Here is a 22,055-nt window from a genome sequence, read left to right on the forward strand (position 1 = left end):
TAATTATCCTAAAAACACATCAAAATAGCGCAGCCTTTTAAATCAAAATATTAAAATGCTTACTAATGATGCATAAATAAAATGAGCAGAAAATACATCTGCTCATCAATATAATTTATTTTTCATCAATAAAATTTTGCATATGCTGCAAAACTTCCGCCGTCTTTTCACCATGTAGCCAGTGCCCTGCACTTTCAATCACTTCAACCTGTGCATGAGCAAACTGCTGATTGATGGCTTCAAAATGTTCAGGTGTAGAGATATACGATGAATTTCCACCTCTTAAGAATAATGCTGGAAGTTCATTTTTTTCTATCTTATTCCAAGCAGTAATATCTTCATAATGATCAAACAGTGCTTGCACATTAAACAACCACTGCTCTTTATTAAATGATTTTAAAAGAAACTGGATGACTATTTCCTCTTGAATATATTCACGCATAATTTTTGCTGCTTCATTTCGTGAAGCGACTTGCGCCTGTTGGACTGCAAACAAGGCTTTAAATATTTCAGAATGATGATTTTCTTGATATTGAATTGGCGTGATATCTAATACAACCAGTTTTTCAATCAGATCAGACGCCAGGTCTGCCAGCTTCATGGCAATTTTTCCGCCCATTGAATGCCCGACTGCAATAAATTTTTTAATATTTAAACTGGTTAAAGTTTCTAAAATATCTTCGGCCATGATTTGATAATTCACTTCATCAGAATGGCCAGATAAACCATGATTTCTGACATCAATTTGAATCGTAGTTGCCTGCTCTGAAAAATGTCGGGCTAACATACCTAAATTACTTAAACTACCAAATAAACCGTGAATAAATACCATTGGGGCTAAAGTTGATGTTTCATGGGTTTGTATTTGATAATTCAGGATCATTTGAGAATTCCGTGATTTCCTATGTTAGGTGTTAATAGTGGAGTTATATTGGAAGTTAATCAATTGCCAATGACATAATTTAAAATTTTGCTTAGGCTATTTTTATGGAAATAAAATATGCTTAGGCTAAATTGCAATATCTGCTCATAATTGAGTGTCACACTAGATCATTAATAAAAAAAATATTTTAAAATTTTTAGGAAATATACGAGTTTTAGAGGTTTATTTGGTATTAAGTTTTAATTATGGGATATGGATTTTGCGAGAATAAATATAAAGTAGAAAATTGCTTAGGCTATTTTAGCGTCCAATGATTTTACCGCCCTTCGTTTGAGTAAAAAAGAAACACATAAATATTTAATATTTCTTAATAAATCTCAAAAGTAGCTGATATATACCCGGTAAAATTTGTATATAAATATATTTTTATAAAGTTTGTTTAATGAGTAATTTAAAAAGCACTGAAATCCTTATGCTACGTATCAGAGTATTTATGCATTTTATAAGCAAGCTGAGAGTCGAAAAAACGAGCTAATTTTTTGGCCCTACCCTTTTGATTCATATACCTTCATTCAGGCCAACATCCCTAAATAAGATATGAATATTTAATTTCATTAGCTTCTATATGCTTCATATCTGATAGTTTAAAGTAGTGTATAAAATGTATTCTAAGGCTATCTTATGAACAATTTAGTTAAAAAAAGCATTGAATTCTTAGTGGAACAAGACGTTGTTGAATCAGCAGAATGTGTAATAGCAGAAGAGGGTTTAACTCCAGCAGAATTGATCACGATAGTTTATGGTGAAATTGTTCGAACAAGTCAAATACCTATTACTCCTCAAGTAGGAACTAAGGATTTCAATATAGCTCGATTAACAGCAGCGAGTTACTCTATTCCAACTGTCAAAGTTTCCATTCCAGAACAGAAGGATGCATTTTTAAATGATGATGGTGGCTATTAAAACTCAAGACAATGCTCTTGCTTTTATGGATTAATTACACTTCCCTACTCTTACAAAATACTGCGGTGGTCATACCTGAATTATTCATACTCTGTGCTTGTCGATCCAAAAAGTTTTTAGCAATCATAGCCATTGTGGGCGCCATATTGAGCTCTTGATTTTCTTCAGAGACTTTTTGAATCTCTTCATAAGCCGTTAAACGCTGGCAGAATGCCTGACGTTGACTTTGTGCATCAGCATTCTGATCTGGATCATCTAAAATATGTTTGGTTTCATTGACTATTTTTGTTTGCATAGCAATAAACTGATCATAATCCGCTTGTGAAAGCTTTTCGGCAAAAGCCATATTGTTCAATTGCATGCAAATAAAGAAAGTACATATTAAAGATGAGGATTTGATCATTTCGAAGGTCTTCTTTTAGTTTTCTTCTTTCCAGACATCTTCATAATCATCTGCATCAATCATGAAGCGGTAGCCCTGCTCTAAAGCCAGATAAGGTAAAACTTCAGGGGCGATATCCTGTAACTCACGCACAGTCATGGTTTCAAAAGCATCTTCATTTGAAGCCAGTTCACCACCATAAATATACCAGCTAATATTTTCTTCTGTCTCAGGCTTTCTACGGATTCCGACAATTGGATCCTGCTTCAGGGTATGTACAGCCACTGCAACGACATCATCACCACTTACTTCTACATAAGCAGAACCGACCTCTTCACACAGCAATTTCTGCTCTGCAATCAGTTCCTGTAATGGTGATAATTTCTGCGTGTTTTTCGACATTCGGTTTGACTCATTAAATTCTTCAAATACCGCTTTAGTTTAGCCTAGTTTTAAAAAATCTAATGCGTATTTTTATAAATAACCTGGAGATCTGTCCTTAAAAATGATTAAAGACAGATCGGAAATTAAGCTTATTGGAAAACTTTGAAGCGTTGATCATCTTCCAGATAATCTTTCGCACGTGCTTCACCTTCAACTGAACCAAATACCAGTTGAGCACGAAGTTTCCAGTTTTCTGGAATATCCCACTCTGCATGAACCTGCTCATCTACTATCGGATTATAGTGTTGTAAAGATGCACCCAAGCCTTCAGTATGCAATGCTGTCCAGGTAGAGAACTGAGCAATAGCAGTTGAATGTTCTGCCCAGATTGGGAAATTCTCGGCATAAGATGGGAATTGCTCTTGCAAGCCTTTTACTACATTTTGATCTTCAAAGAATAAAACTGTACCCGTACCTGCAGCAAAGGTTGCCATTTTTGCAGTCGTTTTTGCAGCACTTTCTTCATCTTTGGCATAGCTTTTTAATTTATCAGCGACAAAGCCCCAGAATTTTTCATGTTCGCCATTGAATAAAATAACGGCGCGAGATGATTGCGAGTTAAAAGATGACGGACTTTGCTTAATCGCATTTTGAATCAAATCAGTTAAATATTCAGGAGACTGTTCTACATTTTTACCAATGGCATAAATAGTACGGCGTTTTGTAATTAAATCTAAAAACTGATTCGACATTCGGTTAAATCCTTGGATATATCTTCGGGAAAACTGGAACCTTCACTTATTTTTATGAAGGAATTCTAATGAATAAGAATTCTGTGATTCATTTACTCACAAGTACTGATAGCTTAAAAAAATATGACTGGAATAGCTATATTATTAAAGTAATATCTTTATATATTCTTTTGATAAAGAATAGTTTTTTAATTTATTTTTTATCAAACGATAAAATAAATGCCCTTTTCTGAGCCAATTTCTGTTTTAAAATAAGTCACCATGTTCAATGATGTAGCAGAAAGTTGTTTTGATGATAAATATAGAAATTTGCTTAGGCTATTTATTGTCATAAGGGAAATGTCAATCCTTAGAAATCGCTATAAAAAAATCATCCCCCAATTTGGAGGATGAAATTGAATGAATCAGCTTAAATTTTCTTAGAATTTAGCATTAAGCACTTGAGCAGAGACTTTATTTTTCCAAAGATCACGTAAGGTTGGTAAATAGAATTTTTCACCCAGTTCTACCAGTTCAGCATCAATCAAGCCATGCACATCATGCATAAATAGATAATCCAGATCCACACTAGAAAGCTTAAGATGTTTCTTCTGATATTCTCTGCGTTTTTGCTGCGCCTCTTTCACCAACTGATCTGCAAATGTCTTATCTTTATACTGGGTGATCGCATTTAAACGCAATTCAATAATGCCCCACCCTGTTAATAACATCTGAAATGTCTCAAAGTCCTGAGTGGTTGATTCCCAGGTCATTTCATCAAGATTTTCATTTTCCGGGAGAACAGGTAAAAGAAGTTCCATTACACTTGGAAAAATCTTTTTAAAATTCAGAATAAATTTAACAGGATGCTCACCTGGATAATCCTTGAATTGAACCTTTTTTTGAACATCTGTTAAATAAATATCAAGCATTAAATTTTCCTTAAACAACCTGCCATTTTATGGATGTTTATTCATATGCTATAGAAACTCATGCGGAATAAACGACAAAACAGCAGTAAAAACGAACTGCATTTTAGCAGCTATATACGCTTATTCAATGTTAATTCGGTATGAGAAGCCATGAGGATAGGCTTTAGCACTAAAAAAACTTCAATAGTTATCTCTAACCATCCTTCTAATACGATTTCACCCGTAATTTTAGATTCTTTCTTTTATTTGCTCATGAATCTATAAAATTAAGAACTTCTGATGAGGAGAATAAAAAAGCCCACTCATAGAGCAGGCTTAATAAATATTTATAATTTTGAGTTAATCTATCTCACCAGTTTTGCCGGTTCCCATACATTCGATACACTGTTTAGCTTCCACAACGTTATAGCCGGTACCGCTACAGCTGCTACACTTCTTTTTTGTATAATCTGGATATAAATCCTCATCTGGATAGGATTCGTCCAAATCAAAATCATCATCAAAGTCAGTCATCACCCTTACCTCATTTTTCTAGTTATCAGGGAATTTCTATTAGTAATCCTTCATTGCATATCTGTCAAAACCTGAACGATAGATGGTTCATAGCATTTAATAAGCAAGCTTAATTGAATGAGAATTTTCCAGAAAAAACATGTGCAATTGATTTTATTAAAATTTGTATGAATAATCCTTAGATATTATAAAGCCCTCATTTAGAGGGCTTTATTATTTAACCATAATTAGAAGACTTATTTTACGTTTGGAGCCACCATATTTTCAGGGCGAACCACCTGATCGAACTGTTCTGCAGTTACCAATCCGAGTTCTACTGCGACCTGTTTTAAGGTTTTACCTTCTTTATAGGCAGTCTTGGCCACTTTAGCTGCATTCTCATAACCAATGACTGGATTCAATGCAGTGACCAGCATTAATGAATCATGCAGGAAGTGCTCAATCTTGTCACGGTTAGGCTCGATTCCGACTGCACAGTTATCGTTAAAGCTGTTACATGCATCGCCAAGCAGTTGGATGGATTGCAACAAGTTATAAGCAATCACTGGCATAAAGACATTCAGCTCAAAATTCCCTGATGCACCGGCCACATTAATTGTCGTGTCATTCCCTAAGACTTGGGCAACGACCATGGTCATGGCTTCACTTTGAGTCGGATTCACCTTACCCGGCATGATACTTGAACCCGGTTCATTTTCAGGAATACGTAATTCACCAAAACCACAACGTGGTCCACTTGCCAACCAGCGAATATCGTTGGCGATTTTATTCAGGCTAACCGCTAAAGTCTTTAAAGCACCTGAAGCAAATACTGCTGCATCACGGCCGGCCAAAGCTTCAAATTTATTAGGAGCGGTGACAAAAGGTAAACCTGTTAATTCCGCTAGAGTATCCGCGGCTTTAATGGCGTAATCTGGATGGGCATTCAAGCCTGTACCGACGGCGGTTCCGCCTAATGGCAGTTCATATAACCCTTGCAAAGCCTGATACAGTCGAATTAAAGCATGATCCAGTTGAGAGACATATCCACTGAATTCCTGACCTAAAGTTAAAGGTGTGGCATCCTGAAGATGGGTACGACCGATTTTTACAATCTCAGCAAATTCCTGAGATTTAGTATGCAAGGTATCACGTAAACGTGTTACTGCCGGTATTAACAGTTCATTGATCTGTAAGCTAGCTGCCACATGAATCGCGGTCGGAAAAGAGTCATTGGTCGATTGAGCACGATTGACATGGTCATTTGGATGCACAGGCTTTTGTGCACCTAAAGGATTGCCCAGTTTCTGGTTAGCAATATTGGCAATCACTTCATTACAGTTCATGTTACTTTGCGTGCCCGAACCGGTTTGCCATACGACTAAGGGGAACTGGCTATCCCATTGACCGCTGATCACTTCATCCGCAGCACCGATGATATAGGTCGATAACTCATGAGGAATCTGGTTTAACTCGGCATTGGTGATCGCAGCTGCTTTCTTGACCAAGCCCATGGCACGAATCATGGCGCGTGGCAAATGCTCATTGCCAATCTTGAAGTTCTGTAGACTACGCTGAGTTTGTGCGCCCCAAAGTGCTTCACTCGGTACAGCGACTTCTCCCATCGTGTCATGTTCAATACGTGTTTGCATGCTCAACCTCAATTGTTATTCCATGTTTTACTCATTTAGACAGCAGCTTCAATGCTGTACTCTATTCATCTTAATGAGTTTGATTAATTTTGCAAATGATAATTATTATCAATAATTAACTTATAGGATTCTTAATCACTGCCCTCTTAACGTATTCTGATAGAACAACCATTCATCCTCTAACATTTTCCTTAAGGTATAGCGTGGCTGCCAATGTAACAACTGTTGGGCTTTATCCGTATTAGCACCCAGTTGATCCATTTCGGCATGTGGATATGGCAAAGCATCTACTGTAGGAACAGCAGATTGGGTGACTTCTGCAACCTGATCCAGCAAAGTCTGCATTGAAATTAGCTCTCCAGCAATATTAAAGGCTTCGCAAGTCCATTGTTGCTGTTGAGAAAGCCAATGTAGTGATTTGAATACCGCATCACAGACATCCATCACATGCAAAAAGCTGCGTTCTACCGTATAGTCTTCGGTCTTGGCCTGACGGCGCAATTCCAGATATTCACGCTGCTTCGCACCCACCTGCATGGCCAGAGGCACAATATTCTTTGGTAGAGGTGGTACCCATTCACCTAAAATGCCATTTTCAAAAGCACCCGCGACATTAGAAAGACGTAACATCGCAATACGCCATTCATTATCCGTCTTGGCAGTATCCCGAATGATTTCTTCCACCATCTGCTGTGATTTAATATAAGGGTTTGGATAAGTGTAATTGAAAGCCTGATCTTCTTTTAAATCCGTTCCGGAATGGCCATATACAGCCAATGAAGACAAATACACCAGATTGCGTACTCCAGTACGCTGCATGGCACGCATCAAGCTCATGATACAACTGACATTATCATTATAATATTCAAGTGGTTTTAAAACTGATTCTTCCAATGATTTAAAGCTGGCAGTATGAATGACAGCCTGTACCGAATTCTGTTCAAAAACTTTATTTAATGCTGGAGTGTTACGGATATCAATTTTGACAAAAGGCACATAGCGGCCGGAAATAAATTCAAGGCGTTCTAAGGTCTGGAGACTGGCATTGGCCAGATTATCGACCACAATGACCTCTAGTCCTTGTGCCATCAGACTTAAAGCAATATGTGAGCCTAAAAAGCCTAAACCACCCGTCACTAAAATCATTGTTTATTAACTCCGCTTTAGAATCAGTATCTTAAATTGATATGGTGTTTATTTGGTGCTTTCTCCGACTTATCCACAGGATCAAAAACGCAAAAACCGACCCAAAATTTCTTCTGAGCCGGCTAATCTGCTCAATAAGTATATCTTATTTTACAGGTCGAACAAAAGTTGATTGTTATGTAATGTATGGAATTCATGACAATGAATTAAGCCCTCACTTCGAGGGCTTACTTAATCAAACGATAGCTTTTTTAAGTAGATTAAATGCAGCTTTAGCCGCATTAATAAATCGGATGATAATCGGTATCCAGTAATCAAGGTTTGTGAATATTTCTACAATTTCCTTCTTCGCATACCCAATTACCCAGTTCCGTTTTTCTTCACCAGATAAAGTGCTGTTTTTCAGCTTTTCAGCAGCATCCATATACTTTGCGATCTGGCTTAAAATTGGGCCGCCTGATTCAGCTACTTCTAATGTTGATTTTGATACTTGTTCAATTGTTAATGCTGTCATGCTTCAGTCACTCCTGTAGCAGTTACGCCAGACATAACTGGAAGGTTATAACGGTGATCGGCTGGCCGATTAGTCATGCCATACCAACGGAACTCCTGAAATTCAGACTCAGCATATAAGGCATAACACACCATATTTGACTGATTACCACCCAAGCAAACCAGCTTACCTGTTTTACTATCACGACCCACTACAAAGCAGACATGACCACCACCCTTACGTGATTTAATAGCTACACAACCATAAGCTGGCTTAGATAACTTTGCACCGTAATTCACATAATCTAATGCCCGGTACCAATGCTTCGGATATTTCACACCGGCTACTTTTAAGCAGTGAGCAATAAAGGTTCCACACCAGGCTGTTTCATCCTCTGACCACCATGCGCCAAGTGATTTAAGCCACTTCAGGATAGTTGGATTATGCTTAGTCTTACTGGTGTCCTCACGTAGTCCAATATGCTTTTTAGCTTCAATCATCCATGCCAGATCATTGGTTGGCTGTTGTACTGTTAAAAGGCTATTTACCCCAGATAGGCTTGGCTCATGTAGTTCTGGCTGAGCTTTTTTGCGTCCTACATATGTAGCCAAGAATACCAATACAATAGACACAATGCTTTGATACGGTTCAGGCAAGACATTGGCGTTATAGACTTCCTGCAAAACTAAATGTACACAGGATAAAAAAAGCGCCATATAGGCGCCATATTTTACTGAGTCAAACTTCCATACACTTTCATTAATTAATTTCATTGTTTCCTCTCACATTACTGCGTTCATAAAGTTTGTTACGGATTTCTTCCAAAGTTCGAAGGGTTTGATCAGATTGTTTTTCAAGGACTTGGATTTTTTGATTATTCGCCATTGCTTGTGTATTCACTGTGTCAGTTTTAGCGGTTTGATTGTTCCAAGCAGCTGCAAATACACCAATGATGGCAATACCACCCCAGCGAACCAGATTAGTTACACTATCAATTCTGGTTTTGCTTTCATTCAATACCCGGATCTGCATATCAACTTCCTTATGTCTGACCTCGGCATCCATTCGCAGCTGCTTTATATCAGCTCGAATACTTGATTTTGTTCGGTCTAGATCTGCTTCAAAATCCCCTTTTGCCTGTTGCAGGTTGTTATCGAGGTGTTTTTGCTTTTCTTGAAGTTGATCAAACTGCATGCTCATTCGGTCGATCTTTTGAGGCACATCAGCCAATTTTTCCATGCTTTGCCGCAACTGATTGATGTTGTCTGAAATTGCGTAAAGCTGACTTGGTGTTATTGGTGGCGGATCAGTTGAATAATCGTTGGACATTGCGCCCCCTAATTTTTGGTAATAAAAAAGCACCTAAAAAGGTGCTGTCATTTGGTTAAGTTTAGACTTCTATTTCTGAATACTCGCCAGTTGGTGCTGGCCTTAAGATGACCTGATTTGAGATAAATACTCTGGCACCTAAGTTGTAAGCTGTGCCTGATGTGCAAAGCACTGGACCGGATCCTCCATCAATCTGTACCCTGTATTCCGGATGCTTCACTGAAGTAATAGTGCCAATGTATTCGGCATGGGTGGGGTTTAAGAGTTTTCGCAATTCAAATAATGGATTACTCACGGCTGATACGCTCCACTGTAACTGTTTCATTGACCTTTTCATGTGAGAAGCTACCTGATACCGAATCAATCACACCCCACCACTGGCCATTAAAGGCAATGATTTTACCAGGTAGCATCTCGCCAATTTCCGAGCTCACCGGAATGTCAGCGAAGGTGTGCAATTCCTGAATATTAGCTTTCACCAGTTCATTTTTGCCGTAACTGGCACCAGACACCACGTTAAACAATGGCCCTGTGACTGACTCAAGCGGCACATCACCCGAAGTACCTCGCTGCTGTACTTTCAGGCTTTCGCCGCTACGGCTATTCACTACAGTGATGGCATTGAAGTCAGCAATATATTCATCGTTCTTCTTGATGTTTTGCTGCATCACCAGACTTTCAGATAGCAGAATGTCGTAATCATCCACGGTCATCGTATCCCAGTAACCTTTCTGGTACCGGGGTAAAATGGTCAGTGTATTGCCCGCTTTCTGGCTATAAATAAAGCCACCGCCTGCATCAACTACCTGCTTGATTGCATCAATTGGTGCAAGTTCGGCATAACTCAGGCTCTCATTAGGCACGATCCAGCCCAGTTCATCAATCAGCTTCCAATCCAAACTGGTACCGCTATTCGCTCGATCCAGTTCCGCTTGAACCAGCTGCACAGAAGTGCGTTCGTTATCCTGGATAAATGAGCGTGTTGGTCCGTATTTATCTGAGTTCAACGCTGTAACACTTCGACCTGGATAAGTGTATAAAACACTGGCAAAACGTCGGGTTTCTTCTGGATCTTCAAGCAGGATATGATGCTCAAAACTATTGATCGTAACCTTCAAGATCACCGGCTGACCATCTATTGGCTGAAGCTTTTCTTTTTCCGTATGAGCAACTGTGATGGAATAGGTCCAGCACCACTGTGATCGGCTGGTACTGTAGCTACCATCAATCACTTTAATCTTCTCGCCGGTATCCAGCCGCTCGGCTATTAATGTATTCACGATATACCACCAGTTCCTTTTTGGCAGTGCTGGAATACAGTCATCTGCACCAAAATTTAAAACAACATCATGTGAATCAACGTCATGACATAGACAGATGAAATTTAAATCACCGGTGCCTTCATATTTGGGTATTTCGGGCTTTGGCCAAGGCTGAACCGGATGCTTGCGGTAATGAATCGCTTTAGCCTTATCCCATGGCAGATCTGACTTGGTGACAATCTCAAGGCTTTTATCCCACTCAAATGAAAAACGCTTTTCAAAGACTTGGGCCACTTCATGTGAATAAGTGAAAGTCTTACGCCGGCGGATCATTTCTTGCCACACAGTTTCACGGTTATGACGCAGCTTGATTGTCTCTTCATGCAGGTAGCGCCGATGAATAAAGCGCTTATCACCTTCTTCCCAAACAATATAAGCATCACTGCTTAAACCGGTTGCTTGCTCATGTAGCGATCTGATAGCACGATTCAGTGATCCGGCTTGCTCATGCCAAATATACACTTGATTAGAAATCACCAAGCCTTGCTCATAAAAAAGAGCCTCATTTGAGACTCTTAATACTGGTTTAGCCCATGGTATTTCTGCAGTACTTAAGGCTGCAATCGCTTTCTGGTAGCGCATGTCAAAACCATAGGACACACCCACCAGATGATTGATATCGAATATCGCTTTAACCTCAAATTTAAACTCAGTATCTAAAACCGTATCAATAATACATAGGTTTTCAACAAATACCGCTTCAACATCAAAGCTAAAACTGGTATCTAAAACAGTATCTATCTGGCCAATTACATCAGTATTTTCACTAAATACAGCAATTACATCAACGCTAAATTTAGTGTCGAGCACTGTATCTATGACTGCAGTATTTGCACCACTATCTGCATAGAATGCTGTGATTTCAAATGTAAACTCAGTCTCTAAAACTGTATCAATGTCTGCAGATACATCATCCCCGAAATTGAGGTTAGTCGAGCCATCGGCTAGATGTTCAAAATTCAGAATGATGTTGTGACTGTCAGTATTGTCAGGCTTAAAGTTTAGGTTTAGGTTATGCGCATCAACGGTGCCGAGCTTATTTTTAAAATCCACATGAGCACCCTTTTCAGTTACGGTCTAAGTTTGATGGACTGGATAAACAGCGTACCGCCCACGACTAAATTGGTATTTGCCAGTGATATATCAGTACCCACAGTTAGATCTGCTGCCACATCACCAGCACCGTTATAAATCCGCGCCCATGTAGCTGTGCCCGACTTAATCACCGAGCCTGTATCAGTAGGATGTAATTCAACATAAGTTGGCGTGACTTCTTTAATACACGGCTCAGGAAAAACCAAAGTGACCAGAGCATTGTTTGAATCTGCTGCAATTGACGTATTTGTAGGCTGCACACCTTCATAAAAAACAACGGTAGCACTTTGGCTACCGCTATCCATAAAATTTGCAAAGGCTTGAATCATGGCAAGCCGAGCATTGATCGATGTTTGACTCATTTTGCGATTACCTTATCCTGAATGACTGCGTTGTATTGATTGTTCGGGTCAAAAGCCACTACAAAGCACTCCAAACCTACCGCGATATTACGAAATGCATAAGAGCCATCAGCTTTTGATGTGGTTTCACAAAGGAGTTGGCGGTTACTGCGCTTAAACACACATACAGGCACAGGCGAATAATTGGCACCCACTTTTTTGGTTGTACCTTTGATTTGACCAAAACCCTGGCTGCTATTCAGTACGGAGATAATTGGGCGTGGCAATCTAATAACCGCATAACTCATATTTTTAAGCTTTTGATAGTTGGGATCATAACCACCAAAAAAGCATCTAAAAATTTTAAGCAATTTTTATCTCCTCAATCGGAACAGCGACAAACGAAAAGGTGGTTTCGTTAGACCCTGCTGACGTGTAATGCACTACTACATTACTATGAAGATCAATATCTTTGGTTGTTGAGGGTTGTGCGCCATTTGCTGTAGAGGGTCTATTTGTAGATGCATACATAGCAGAGTATAAGCCACCAGCCACAACACCTATATGCTGTAATGTTGCTTGCTCATACACTTGTATTGGTGCACACGTGGTTGTGTTAAATGAATCAATATTAGAACTTAGAAAGGATTGCGATGCTTGTGGCATCCTAAAAACGCTACCTCCATTGTTGTTTGAATCAAGTGAAAAGATTACACGAATTTCCCCGATGTACGCCCTAGAGTTCATCCCCATATAGTTTGAGCCTTTGTCGGTAATGTTCCCAAATGTCTCACCAAACATTACAGGGTAGTTAAGTTGGTCATACCCATGTGTGAACACAGGCACGAATCCATTTACGCGCGGCTGATTATTTAATGCATTAAATAAAAAAATTAAATGATACTTGCTACCAACCACACAGCCTTTTCCATACTGCGAATATCCTTGAGAATAGGTGTAGTTGTTGTACGTTGTGTTATTCCAAAACCCGAACTCCCACTTAAAACCAGTTCCAGGGCTTGATATTTCCATATTGGCGGTTAAAGCATTTTGATCCGTAATGTAGCCTGTTACTGGGTCAAATGACTTGCCAATACTTGGACTAATACAATTGCGTCGTTCGGCTTGGTTCTGAAAACATAGTCTTAAATATAGGCCTGACTCATCCAGTGCTTTAAATCCATAGACGTGAATGTTGGCATTTTCATATTCAAGCGACCAGCCTAGTGATGCTATTTTTGTGGTAAATCCACCCGCAACTGAAATTGGAGCATCATCAATTGTCATTGTGATAGTGTTTGTTGTGACTGAATCAATCCAAAACTCACCACCATTGATTGATGCTAGTGGGCCAGAATCAACTTTTAAAACACGGTCTGCAACATAGTCATGTGCTCCGCCATAGGTGAAAGTTACCTGATTTCCTGCCACAGTAACACTTGAAACCGTTTGCTCATTATAACCCAGTGCCAGCATCTTTTTAAATCTGTCCGGGAATAAGTTTTGAGAGCCAGCACAGAAGTCTAAACCAGCATCAGAGAAATCAAATAATTTTGTCTGTGTCTGCTTCATTACCATTTTTATTCACTCATAGAAAAGACCGCATATAGCGGCCATATTTGATTTAAATTTTAGACAACGCGGTCAATGTCGCCACGTAGCATGATCTGGAATTGATCTGAAATTACCGTTGGCTCTGACTGTTTTACAGTTCGAATTACCCAGACTGGGAAATTTGCTGCAATCGTATTGAAGCGCAATGTATTGCCATTCGCCCAACCCGTCCCCCAGCCTTCTTTTTTAATGATGAAATACGGTACACCAGTGACTGGGTTAAGTGGTGCATAGTCAACACTGATTGAGCCAGCCAAAGCCAAGCGCCCCGTGTACTCACCTACGCAATAGAAGGTTTCGTTACCTGTAAATACAATTGCCCAACGCTCCTGAATTGAACCCTTGTTTGTGACTTGCAGCGGATACAGTGAATCATTGTAATTTGCTGAAATAGCCGATCCGGTTGGCTCATCATTCCATACACTACTCCAAGCTTGTTGTACAAACTTGCGTGTATAACGTGCCTGTATATCACCAATGACCAACGCAGAACCCACAATGGTATCCACTGCATCATAGTTATGCGTTAAAGGCTTGGTGAATGTTAGCTGGCCATTGATCTGCACATCACGAATCAGACCCATGTCCTGATAACGATATTTGACTGTCAGCGGTGCAACCAGATTGCCCAGCACAAAATCACCACCCAGCGTCACGCGGCCATAGTCATAATCAACTGTATACAAATCGAAAGCGGCTTTCGTTCCGTTAGCATCCTCAAGTTCTGCCCATGAAATACGCTGATCGTTCAGGTCATATGTAGTACCTGCAATTGCGCTTGGTAATTCCTGAGCTTTACTTGAGCTGACAATACCAATGCCACCAATACGGAAGATCGGCACCCGGCCATCGATCGGCAAGCGTGTAGCAGACAGACCTAAAATTTCTGAATCTAGTGGAATATAGGTATAAGCCACCGCGTTATAGCGCACGGATGAAGCGTCGACCCAGACCGGAACATTGATATAAGTATCCACTCCTTCCTGATATTCTAATAGTGGGTCATACCAGTCATTCACTTCAATTTCTGCACGGTTAGCTTCAGTGATTTTGGTTTTTGTGTAGAAGTAGATGGTGACAAAGCCGTTATCCCAATTCACCTGGCCATGCGCACGGCTGGTTTCAATAACCCCATTTTCATCAGCGGTCAGTGTCAGCTGACCAAATTCAATAGTACCCACCACCACAGTTAAAGATTGTGGCCGGATCGGCATGATCGGCGTTCTAAAGCTGATTTTATTGACCGGTAGTAGGTCGGTTGTGGTGGTTAAGGATTCCAGAGTAATGGTGTTATCTGCATTCGGTGTCCATGAGTCAATTTCAACAATACCGGTGCCATATTGAATGACACCAGACTGAATCCCACTATTATTGGCTGGATTCACATTGCGATACAGCAAGCCAGTACGATCCAGAAAGGTATCAGCACCAACTTTGAAGCGAGCTGAACCTGTCAGGATCTGCTCATCAAAGCCAGAAGATAAATCCAGTTTGAGCTTATTGGCTGTCACGGTGTGTGTTGCCGAGTTAGAACCGGATGTATCGCGGTATTTAACTTGTACATCAACGATATCAAAGACCTTTAGTTCAACCTGCTCTTCTTGAATACTGGATGTTTGTGGAGAATAAAAAGACATATTTCCTCTCTATGCTGCGGCATAAGTGGCCATAGGTGTAAACGTGGATTTGAAACGATGACCCACGCCCTGAGGTGTAACTTCAACCGCACCGGTAGCGTATGTAATTGAACCTTGTACTTGACCACGCTCATTGACTAGATTTCCAATCGATGCACTCACAGGCACATCTGTCAGCATAACAAAGCCTGCCACCCCCCCATCACTGCTTTTAACCGGGATTCTTAATTCCACACTGTTGGGTTGAATAGATGATCCGGTACCAATAGTGAATGTCAGCTTTTGATTTGCATCAGGTGAAATCCCATTTTTGGCTTGAACCAATGCAGTCCCATAGTTATAGGTGACATTAAAAACTGTCCCTTTTTGTGGCAACTTATTTGGAATGATCTTGCCGATACCGGTTGCATAATTAATTTCACCAGTTGCATCACCAGTAAACTTACCCTGCGCATTAGAGGTTGCCGTTTTCTCTTCACCTTCAAGCATCCAGTTAATTGTGATGCCCGGCAAAACACCTGGTCGACCTAAATCGAAATCAAATGCAGCTTTATCTACATTCAGATTTGACCGTACGAAGGTAACGATTGGTGTTCCCCAATTCAGCAGAATTGGTGTGTCTACATCTGGTAGTGCGCCAGTGGTTAGTAACCAGGAACCAGTTTCGTAATTGATCATGCCCGAACCAAAAGACGGACTGGCAGCTTTTAACTGCCCCGAGCCATCATCTTTAAGTTCATAGAACTTGCCCTGTGACATGTAGGAAATCGACAAAGCACCAGGTGCTGGAATAGGAATTAACACTCCAGTCCAGTTAGTACTTTGATTATTTTGAGTTACCGGAATAGCATGGCTTTGGTAATACTGGTTTGGCGCTACTGCAGGTTTAAATGTGATATTCAGACTCATGGTTCCACTTGGAGCGGCTGCCGTCCACTGAATTAGTCCACGCTGATAATCAACTGTGCCTATCTGAGTACCTTGAGTATTCTTGAGCAATCCACCTTGATCAGTAATCTGCTGGCCTTGTAATGTGAATGACACACTGGAAGGAATCACTGCTGAACCGATATACAGGTTCTGGCTGACACCAATTACCATGTTTGGATAACTGGCTGTAATGGTGCCTTCATTACCTGCAACTAACACCACGCTTTCACCAGCCGCATTCACATCAATAATTGGAGTTTCTGTCTGGGCCGATGGAATCAGTTGAGCAAAGATACTTTTGGCATTGACTGTAAATTCGCCCACGTTTGCATCAGATGCCAATGCTGTCGATGAGTAATACAGCCCGGTATCAGCAACAATCGTATCGCGGATGATGGTTTTAGATACTGTGTTACCCTGATACCACTGACGAGCTGAAAGACCCACAAAGTCGATCTCAAGCGGATCATTTAGCGAGTAAGTAGCAACTTTGTACTCGACACTCTTGTTATCTACCACCATTACAGCAGTTCGTGTTTCAACTTTAGTAATACGTACATACTGCTCACGCTCCAAAGCCTTACCTTCATCACTGATCAGGACAATCGTATCGCCTACCGAAGATTCAACCTCTTGCGGGAACATAGCCACCTGTAGTGATGACATACCTTTCCAGTGGGTATCTAGTGGTGTTCCGGCGATCTGACCGCCTTTGGCTAGATAGTTTTCCAACCGGTTCTGGGCAGACTGGCGTTCATCAGTCCAGTTTTTGGTACTGAAAAGCAATGCTGATACGTTTGGATCTTCTGGTAGCTCAGATACAAAAACCGTTGCACCCATTAATAGATCAGTGTCTTCAGTGGTGACAGCAGGGAAAACTTTCCGCATGGATACATCACCCATGGTTCGATCCATTTCCGATACGTCATTGAACAGGTTATTGCTGATACCATCCTGAACTACTACGCCAGAGTATTTACCACCGCCATCCGAGTTATCAGTCAAGCGTTCAGACTTGTAAATTACTAAATCCTTAGTTTCAATCGCCATCGTCTAACTCCGTAAAGCGTAAGGTCACGTTGTAATAATCATCCAGTGATACCGCTGGAATCCCTTTCACCGGTGCAGCCTCTAAAGCCCCATCCTGGTGGTTAAATTTGACGGTGAATTGCCGGCTATCATGTGGCTGTTCAAACTGCAGTTTAAAATTTTCACCTTGCAGCTTGGACCATTCCAAAACAGTCCGCAGTTCACGTAGCTTGATCCATCCCATTTGCGGATCCGCCGGCTGTAAAGTGATTGGTCGACCAGACTTCTTTTTGCCTTCCTGAATGATCAGAGAGCCATCCATCGTATAGGCTTGATTCTGCTCAATGGCCTTCCATGAGAATTCATCAGACCATAAAAAACCGTCCTCTAATGGGACGGTTTCTGATGTTGCTAAGCGAATAAGTTTCATGTTGATTTCGCTATACCTTTTAATTGATTTACCAGATTGGTCATTACATCCTTTTGGCTTGCATCACCTGTAAGGGATAGGGTTTGACCTCCGAATTGGATGTTGTAATTCACACTTTCCTTAATGCTTTGTGTAGCAGCATTTGATGACACAGAAGGAATTGACGGCGCATAGTCATTCAATCCGGCTGATCTACCACTTTTACCTACATACTGCTCCAACTTCTCGATCTGCTCCATAACATACATAGCATTACCTAAAGCCTTCTGGTTATCGTAAGCAGTAGTACCATACTTTTTCTTCACCCATTCATTGGAGGCTGATTTGTAATAACCCCCAGCCACCGGCTCGGCATCCTGAAAAAGTTGCTTGGCTTTTTGCTTGGCATCACCTTCATAACCAATATCCTTAAGTCTCTGTTCAATTTCTTCAACAGAAAGCCCATGTTTAGCAGTTGTTCCAGTTTTGGATGCCTTCATCTTGCCCTGAGAAGCCATAGCTGCTTCCGTTGCTTTACGAGCTTCTTCCCATGCTTCAGTAGTATCGTTACCTGCTCTAACACCCCTACGGCCGAGATCATCGAAGCCATCACCCGCATTACCTGTGGCATTGCGAACACGATGTAAGCTTTCTTCCATGTCGTTACTGGCTTTTACAGTGGCCTTACCAGTCTCACTGATTTCAACCTGCAAACCGTGACTTGCAGCTTTAGCTTGAACTGTTGCAATCTGAGCTTTATCTCCGGTTGCAATAGCAGCATTTAGCATCTGTATATAAGCCTGCTTAATGGCTTCAGCAGTTGCCTGACCGCTCTTGCTTACCACATCAAAATTTCGCTGAGCACTAATAGCAGCATCATTTAGCTGCTCTTTAGTTTTTATGCCAAGAGCAGCAAATGCAGCTTCTACGGGATTTAAAGCAGCTGGCAATTGTGCGGCCTTTTTCTCAATCAAACTTAGACCGAATGCAGCCTGCTCACCAGTAATCAAACCTTGTTTCTCAAGTGCAATTAATGAGCTTTTTGCATAATCTAGTTCAGCACGAGTCTGAGCGGTGTCAATCGCCTTGTTAAGGTTGGATGCTAGAGCCAATCCAGTATCAATACCTTTTTGCTTATACTGATCAAGGTTGCTGAGAATGATCTGAACATCATTGGTCGCGGATTGAAAGGCAAGTGAGAATTTACCCTGTAGCTGCTCTGTGCTTAAGCCTGTGCGCTCCAAAGCTGCTTTCATTACAGCTTCAGTGATTTGAGCATTCTTTTCCGCTTCTTTTGAAGTTCCAGCAAAAGCAGCACGAGCATTAGTCTCAAAAACAAGTAAGTCTTTACCATCCAGCGCTTTTCCGAGACTTACCTGCAACTCATCAGCTGTAATCTCACCCTGATCTTTCAGTGCGATCAAAGCTGTAATAGAGTCGTTAATGCCTTTAGTTGAGTCAAACTTCATGGCATTGGAAATTTTTTCCAATGCCTCTTTAGTTGGCTCCCCCTTTTTGATTAACTCATCAAATTCAGTGATTAGTTTTTTTGACTCTTCTGTGAGTTGATAGGTCTTATCGCGCGCTTTCTCTGCGGCAGCTGCCTGCTCTGCCTTAATTTCAGCTGCAACTTTGGCTTGTGCTGCTTCTAGAAGTTGTTGCTTCTCTAGTTTCTCAATAGCTTCGCCATAACCCATGGCTTTTGCTGCAGCCTCACCCATCCACTCACCAAGTGGAGTAAGCATACCGACTGTTACTGCACCCATCACACCAAGAGAAGTAATTGCAATCCCTAGCGTACCCAAACGCCCAACCAACCCCATCACACCCGTACTAGTGGCTGCCATAGATGCCTCAGCAGCTTTACTACTGGTTGCGAGTTGAGTCTTGGCTGTACTGGCTGATTTCGTTGCAGTAGCATTTGCAATTTGAGCTTGTGTGTTGGCAACAACCGCCGTGGTTTCTTGTGTAATAGCGACTGATGCCGCTTTAACGCTATTAGCTTTATCCAGAAACATTAAGCCAATATTGAGAGCTTTATAGGCCACAAATGCCTGTCCAGCCAACATCAATGTAGAAACAATCGTATCCAAGTTCTCGGCGACAAATTTAATAGCCTCAGCAACTTTTGCACTTGCTCCAGTTGCTGCATCAGCCTCACCGACGTAGACAGTCCAAGCCGTTTTTAAGTTTTCAATAGATGCGCCAATAGTTGTGGGGAACTTATTAAATTCCTCTGTGATTTTCTCTGATTGACTTAATAAAGCTTTGGTTACCACATCAGTAGTAAGTTTGCCTTCTCCAGCCATTTCACGCAGTTTGCCAGTGGTTACATCCAAACCATCTGCCAATGCTTGAGCTAATCGTGGTGATTGCTCCATCATGGAGTTGAATTCATCACCGCGAAGTACGCCAGAGCCTAATGCTTGGTTTAACTGGGTAATTGCTGCTTCATTAGATGCAGCAGATCCACCTCCAACCTGAATAGCTTTGTTAATTGTTTCCGTTAATGCTAACGCCTGCTCTTGAGGCCATTTCATCTCTTGGCCGATCTTGGTTAGTCGAGAATATAGATCACCAGTTGCGGTTAAATTGGAGTTGGTATTAATGGCGACATTTTTAACATCATCCATGGCTTTTTGTAGATTGCCATGCTCTCCAATTGCTATTGATAGACGACCAGATAGGTTTTTATACTCATCGGCAGTCTGTGCAATTTCCATTGCCGTGGTGCCAATACCAAGTGCTGCTAAAGCCCCAGTTAAAGCATTAAAGCCGGTTTTTAAACCCTGTAGTTCCCCTGAAACACCTTTAGATGCCTGTTCTGTTTGCTGTAGTTCTTGTGATGCTGCTTCTAGTTCTTTGTCCAGTTGCTTTACTTGTTGGGCGGTTTCTTGTGACTGTGTGCCAAGTTGATCCACTTCTTTAGTTGCGCTGCTGGTATCGCCCACAATACTGGCTGAGCCTTCTTTAAGTGCTGCAAATGCTTCTTTTGCTGCTTTTTCTGACTGATGCATATTAGAAACAAATGCTTTTGTGTCAGCATCCATCACCAGCTTAAAAGTTAAGTTTTTACCAGACATGCTGACCTCTAATCTATTTTTTTTGCAATAAAAAACCCGCTCAGCGGCGGGTATAAATTGGGTATTAAAAAAACCTCCCGAAGGAGGTTATTGTTTTATTTAGAATTACGCTCTTTTAGAAAATGCCTTCCTACACGCAATGTATCTGTGCCGTACAGCAAATCCAATACACTATCAAAACGCTTGGTAAATTCAGCAATATCCATTGTTGGGTAGAAGCCCGGAGGTAGTGGCATTGCGGTCAATACGCCATTGCGAGCACTTACATGCCAAGAATCACACTTAGAGTTATTGAACTCTTGGCTGATCTGCTGGGCGACCTGAATAACTTCTTGAGGGTAAGGTAAAGCTTTAACTTCCTGCTTTTCAGCCTTCGCTTTTATATCCATTGTCTCCAGATAATGAATCGCTTCCGGAAAATGAATTTCTAAAAGTTCAGCATAACGCGGGATTTTAAAGTGTCGATTATGACGCGCCCACATTTCAGCAAAAATTTTCCGCTCACCACCAGAACGACGAGCCACAATTTCATGAAGCAAGGCTTGTTGTTCAGGTGAAATGGATTGGCGACCTTCGAGTTGTTTGGTAACAACTTCACGATCCAGTACATCCAAAACCCATTTACGGAATTGTTTAGCAATTGCGGTTTTAGAGAACATTGCAATTAAGTGAGCACCACGCAAGGAAAAGATGCGGTTCTCTAGTTCAACTTTACCTGTCTTTCTAACGACACTCATTTTGAGGGTCATTGTCATCGATGGGGTGAACTCATCTTTATTACGCTCATAAACCTGCCCAACAGCATCTGATTTTGCATATCCAAGCGCATTAGCTAACTCGCTTGCTGTCAACCAAACCTGACCATTTTGCTCAACAGGTGTGAAATTTACTTCGTTAAAACTTAATGCTAAACTAGACATAGTTAATATTCCTTTGTTAACAACATTGAAGCCCTGTCCGTCGAAAGTCTGGGCTTTTTTGTTGTCTATTGATTTCATGCTTTCGAACTCTTGTTTTTTTCAATTAGTAATTTAACTGCTTCATTTAAAAGATAAACTATTGATCTCTTTTCCTCTTTTGCGATTGCTTTAAGCTCTTTATGGAGATCACCATCAAGCCGACCTTTTACATACACGATATCTTCTTTCATATTATCCTCCAGTAATGCCACACTTTGTGGCGTTTAATAACTATAGCCACACTTTGTG

General features: G+C 40.9%; 23 protein-coding genes. 1 reads left to right on the forward strand and 22 read right to left on the reverse strand.

Annotation, left to right across the window (positions count from 1 at the left end; all coding sequences use genetic code 11):
- Nucleotides 1-115 precede the first annotated feature (115 nt).
- Nucleotides 116-883, reverse strand: a complete 768-nt coding sequence (locus FTU72_RS07210; protein ID WP_180012343.1) for an alpha/beta fold hydrolase — start codon at nucleotides 881-883, stop codon at nucleotides 116-118.
- A gap of 681 nt (nucleotides 884-1,564) precedes the next feature.
- Here FTU72_RS07210 and FTU72_RS07215 point away from each other — a divergent pair.
- The gene (locus FTU72_RS07215; RefSeq protein ID WP_180012504.1) at nucleotides 1,565-1,846 is read left to right on the forward strand and encodes a damage-inducible protein J; all 282 of its coding nucleotides are present in this window, start codon (nucleotides 1,565-1,567) and stop codon (nucleotides 1,844-1,846) included.
- A 34-nt stretch (nucleotides 1,847-1,880) separates the two neighbouring features.
- Here the strand turns inward: FTU72_RS07215 and FTU72_RS07220 are convergent, their stop codons facing one another.
- The 21 genes from FTU72_RS07220 to FTU72_RS07320 all read right to left on the reverse strand — a co-directional run bounded on the left by FTU72_RS07220 (nucleotide 1,881) and on the right by FTU72_RS07320 (nucleotide 21,997).
- Nucleotides 1,881-2,249, reverse strand: a complete 369-nt coding sequence (locus tag FTU72_RS07220) for a hypothetical protein (protein ID WP_180012506.1) — start codon at nucleotides 2,247-2,249, stop codon at nucleotides 1,881-1,883.
- A gap of 15 nt (nucleotides 2,250-2,264) precedes the next feature.
- Nucleotides 2,265-2,630 carry a hypothetical protein gene (locus tag FTU72_RS07225; RefSeq protein ID WP_034706678.1) on the reverse strand — a complete coding sequence of 122 codons (366 nt, stop codon included), beginning with the start codon at nucleotides 2,628-2,630 and terminating at the stop codon, nucleotides 2,265-2,267.
- A 131-nt stretch (nucleotides 2,631-2,761) separates the two neighbouring features.
- On the reverse strand, nucleotides 2,762-3,364 hold the full coding sequence (locus FTU72_RS07230; RefSeq protein WP_034706681.1) for a nitroreductase family protein: 603 nt from the start codon (nucleotides 3,362-3,364) through the stop codon (nucleotides 2,762-2,764).
- A gap of 419 nt (nucleotides 3,365-3,783) precedes the next feature.
- Complete coding sequence (locus tag FTU72_RS07235; RefSeq protein ID WP_005235543.1) at nucleotides 3,784-4,275, reverse strand: hypothetical protein; 492 nt, start codon at nucleotides 4,273-4,275, stop codon at nucleotides 3,784-3,786.
- Nucleotides 4,276-4,614: 339 nt separating this feature from the next.
- Nucleotides 4,615-4,788 carry a hypothetical protein gene (locus FTU72_RS07240; RefSeq protein ID WP_166135486.1) on the reverse strand — a complete coding sequence of 58 codons (174 nt, stop codon included), beginning with the start codon at nucleotides 4,786-4,788 and terminating at the stop codon, nucleotides 4,615-4,617.
- 236 nt (nucleotides 4,789-5,024) lie between these two features.
- Nucleotides 5,025-6,419 (reverse strand): class II fumarate hydratase, encoded by a 1,395-nt coding sequence (gene fumC, locus FTU72_RS07245; protein WP_179992530.1) that lies wholly within the window; start codon nucleotides 6,417-6,419, stop codon nucleotides 5,025-5,027.
- 135 nt (nucleotides 6,420-6,554) lie between these two features.
- Nucleotides 6,555-7,565, reverse strand: a complete 1,011-nt coding sequence (locus FTU72_RS07250; RefSeq protein WP_179992529.1) for an NAD-dependent epimerase/dehydratase family protein — start codon at nucleotides 7,563-7,565, stop codon at nucleotides 6,555-6,557.
- Nucleotides 7,566-7,800: 235 nt separating this feature from the next.
- Nucleotides 7,801-8,079 (reverse strand): hypothetical protein, encoded by a 279-nt coding sequence (locus FTU72_RS07255; protein ID WP_179992528.1) that lies wholly within the window; start codon nucleotides 8,077-8,079, stop codon nucleotides 7,801-7,803.
- Nucleotides 8,076-8,831 (reverse strand): TIGR02594 family protein, encoded by a 756-nt coding sequence (locus tag FTU72_RS07260; protein WP_179992527.1) that lies wholly within the window; start codon nucleotides 8,829-8,831, stop codon nucleotides 8,076-8,078. Before FTU72_RS07260 ends, FTU72_RS07255 begins: the two co-directional genes overlap by 4 nt.
- On the reverse strand, nucleotides 8,818-9,387 hold the full coding sequence (locus FTU72_RS07265) for a hypothetical protein (protein ID WP_179992526.1): 570 nt from the start codon (nucleotides 9,385-9,387) through the stop codon (nucleotides 8,818-8,820). Before FTU72_RS07265 ends, FTU72_RS07260 begins: the two co-directional genes overlap by 14 nt.
- Nucleotides 9,388-9,448: 61 nt before the next feature.
- The gene (locus tag FTU72_RS07270) at nucleotides 9,449-9,682 is read right to left on the reverse strand and encodes a hypothetical protein (RefSeq protein ID WP_180052636.1); all 234 of its coding nucleotides are present in this window, start codon (nucleotides 9,680-9,682) and stop codon (nucleotides 9,449-9,451) included.
- On the reverse strand, nucleotides 9,675-11,762 hold the full coding sequence (locus tag FTU72_RS07275; RefSeq protein ID WP_180052592.1) for a hypothetical protein: 2,088 nt from the start codon (nucleotides 11,760-11,762) through the stop codon (nucleotides 9,675-9,677). The genes FTU72_RS07270 and FTU72_RS07275 overlap by 8 nt, the downstream gene beginning before the upstream one ends.
- A 17-nt stretch (nucleotides 11,763-11,779) precedes the next feature.
- Entirely contained in the window at nucleotides 11,780-12,166 is a 387-nt protein-coding gene (locus FTU72_RS07280; protein ID WP_180052593.1) for a hypothetical protein, read from the reverse strand.
- The gene (locus FTU72_RS07285; RefSeq protein WP_257220251.1) at nucleotides 12,163-12,453 is read right to left on the reverse strand and encodes a carboxypeptidase regulatory-like domain-containing protein; all 291 of its coding nucleotides are present in this window, start codon (nucleotides 12,451-12,453) and stop codon (nucleotides 12,163-12,165) included. The genes FTU72_RS07280 and FTU72_RS07285 overlap by 4 nt, the downstream gene beginning before the upstream one ends.
- A gap of 55 nt (nucleotides 12,454-12,508) precedes the next feature.
- Nucleotides 12,509-13,723, reverse strand: coding sequence for a hypothetical protein (locus tag FTU72_RS07290; protein WP_180052595.1), 1,215 nt, complete (start codon nucleotides 13,721-13,723; stop codon nucleotides 12,509-12,511).
- 53 nt (nucleotides 13,724-13,776) lie between these two features.
- Nucleotides 13,777-15,396, reverse strand: a complete 1,620-nt coding sequence (locus tag FTU72_RS07295; RefSeq protein WP_180052596.1) for a hypothetical protein — start codon at nucleotides 15,394-15,396, stop codon at nucleotides 13,777-13,779.
- A 9-nt stretch (nucleotides 15,397-15,405) separates the two neighbouring features.
- Nucleotides 15,406-17,376: a hypothetical protein gene (locus FTU72_RS07300; protein WP_180052597.1), complete on the reverse strand. Its 1,971-nt coding sequence runs from the start codon at nucleotides 17,374-17,376 to the stop codon at nucleotides 15,406-15,408.
- Complete coding sequence (locus FTU72_RS07305; protein ID WP_034171144.1) at nucleotides 17,366-17,785, reverse strand: hypothetical protein; 420 nt, start codon at nucleotides 17,783-17,785, stop codon at nucleotides 17,366-17,368. Before FTU72_RS07305 ends, FTU72_RS07300 begins: the two co-directional genes overlap by 11 nt.
- Nucleotides 17,782-20,847: a tape measure protein gene (locus tag FTU72_RS07310; RefSeq protein ID WP_180052598.1), complete on the reverse strand. Its 3,066-nt coding sequence runs from the start codon at nucleotides 20,845-20,847 to the stop codon at nucleotides 17,782-17,784. The genes FTU72_RS07305 and FTU72_RS07310 overlap by 4 nt, the downstream gene beginning before the upstream one ends.
- A gap of 95 nt (nucleotides 20,848-20,942) precedes the next feature.
- Nucleotides 20,943-21,767 carry a BRO family protein gene (locus tag FTU72_RS07315; protein ID WP_257220256.1) on the reverse strand — a complete coding sequence of 275 codons (825 nt, stop codon included), beginning with the start codon at nucleotides 21,765-21,767 and terminating at the stop codon, nucleotides 20,943-20,945.
- A gap of 74 nt (nucleotides 21,768-21,841) precedes the next feature.
- Nucleotides 21,842-21,997, reverse strand: a complete 156-nt coding sequence (locus FTU72_RS07320; RefSeq protein WP_180052600.1) for a hypothetical protein — start codon at nucleotides 21,995-21,997, stop codon at nucleotides 21,842-21,844.
- Nucleotides 21,998-22,055 lie beyond the last annotated feature (58 nt).

It is taken from the genome of Acinetobacter sp. YH12137 (assembly GCF_013418535.1).
In the GTDB taxonomy this organism is placed as follows: domain Bacteria; phylum Pseudomonadota; class Gammaproteobacteria; order Pseudomonadales; family Moraxellaceae; genus Acinetobacter.

Bases quoted from the DNA above. Each gene is read 5' to 3' on its own strand.
- FTU72_RS07210 (WP_180012343.1), bottom strand. From the start codon at position 883: ATGATCCTGAATTATCAAATACAAACCCATGAAACATCAACTTTAGCC.
- FTU72_RS07215 (WP_180012504.1), top strand. From the start codon at position 1,565: ATGAACAATTTAGTTAAAAAAAGCATTGAATTCTTAGTGGAACAAGAC.
- FTU72_RS07220 (WP_180012506.1), bottom strand. From the start codon at position 2,249: ATGATCAAATCCTCATCTTTAATATGTACTTTCTTTATTTGCATGCAA.
- FTU72_RS07225 (WP_034706678.1), bottom strand. From the start codon at position 2,630: ATGTCGAAAAACACGCAGAAATTATCACCATTACAGGAACTGATTGCA.
- FTU72_RS07230 (WP_034706681.1), bottom strand. From the start codon at position 3,364: ATGTCGAATCAGTTTTTAGATTTAATTACAAAACGCCGTACTATTTAT.
- FTU72_RS07235 (WP_005235543.1), bottom strand. From the start codon at position 4,275: ATGCTTGATATTTATTTAACAGATGTTCAAAAAAAGGTTCAATTCAAG.
- FTU72_RS07240 (WP_166135486.1), bottom strand. From the start codon at position 4,788: ATGACTGACTTTGATGATGATTTTGATTTGGACGAATCCTATCCAGAT.
- fumC (WP_179992530.1), bottom strand. From the start codon at position 6,419: ATGCAAACACGTATTGAACATGACACGATGGGAGAAGTCGCTGTACCG.
- FTU72_RS07250 (WP_179992529.1), bottom strand. From the start codon at position 7,565: ATGATTTTAGTGACGGGTGGTTTAGGCTTTTTAGGCTCACATATTGCT.
- FTU72_RS07255 (WP_179992528.1), bottom strand. From the start codon at position 8,079: ATGACAGCATTAACAATTGAACAAGTATCAAAATCAACATTAGAAGTA.
- FTU72_RS07260 (WP_179992527.1), bottom strand. From the start codon at position 8,831: ATGAAATTAATTAATGAAAGTGTATGGAAGTTTGACTCAGTAAAATAT.
- FTU72_RS07265 (WP_179992526.1), bottom strand. From the start codon at position 9,387: ATGTCCAACGATTATTCAACTGATCCGCCACCAATAACACCAAGTCAG.
- FTU72_RS07280 (WP_180052593.1), bottom strand. From the start codon at position 12,166: ATGAGTCAAACATCGATCAATGCTCGGCTTGCCATGATTCAAGCCTTT.
- FTU72_RS07285 (WP_257220251.1), bottom strand. From the start codon at position 12,453: ATGAGTTATGCGGTTATTAGATTGCCACGCCCAATTATCTCCGTACTG.
- FTU72_RS07290 (WP_180052595.1), bottom strand. From the start codon at position 13,723: ATGGTAATGAAGCAGACACAGACAAAATTATTTGATTTCTCTGATGCT.
- FTU72_RS07295 (WP_180052596.1), bottom strand. From the start codon at position 15,396: ATGTCTTTTTATTCTCCACAAACATCCAGTATTCAAGAAGAGCAGGTT.
- FTU72_RS07300 (WP_180052597.1), bottom strand. From the start codon at position 17,376: ATGGCGATTGAAACTAAGGATTTAGTAATTTACAAGTCTGAACGCTTG.
- FTU72_RS07305 (WP_034171144.1), bottom strand. From the start codon at position 17,785: ATGAAACTTATTCGCTTAGCAACATCAGAAACCGTCCCATTAGAGGAC.
- FTU72_RS07310 (WP_180052598.1), bottom strand. From the start codon at position 20,847: ATGTCTGGTAAAAACTTAACTTTTAAGCTGGTGATGGATGCTGACACA.
- FTU72_RS07315 (WP_257220256.1), bottom strand. From the start codon at position 21,767: ATGTCTAGTTTAGCATTAAGTTTTAACGAAGTAAATTTCACACCTGTT.
- FTU72_RS07320 (WP_180052600.1), bottom strand. From the start codon at position 21,997: ATGAAAGAAGATATCGTGTATGTAAAAGGTCGGCTTGATGGTGATCTC.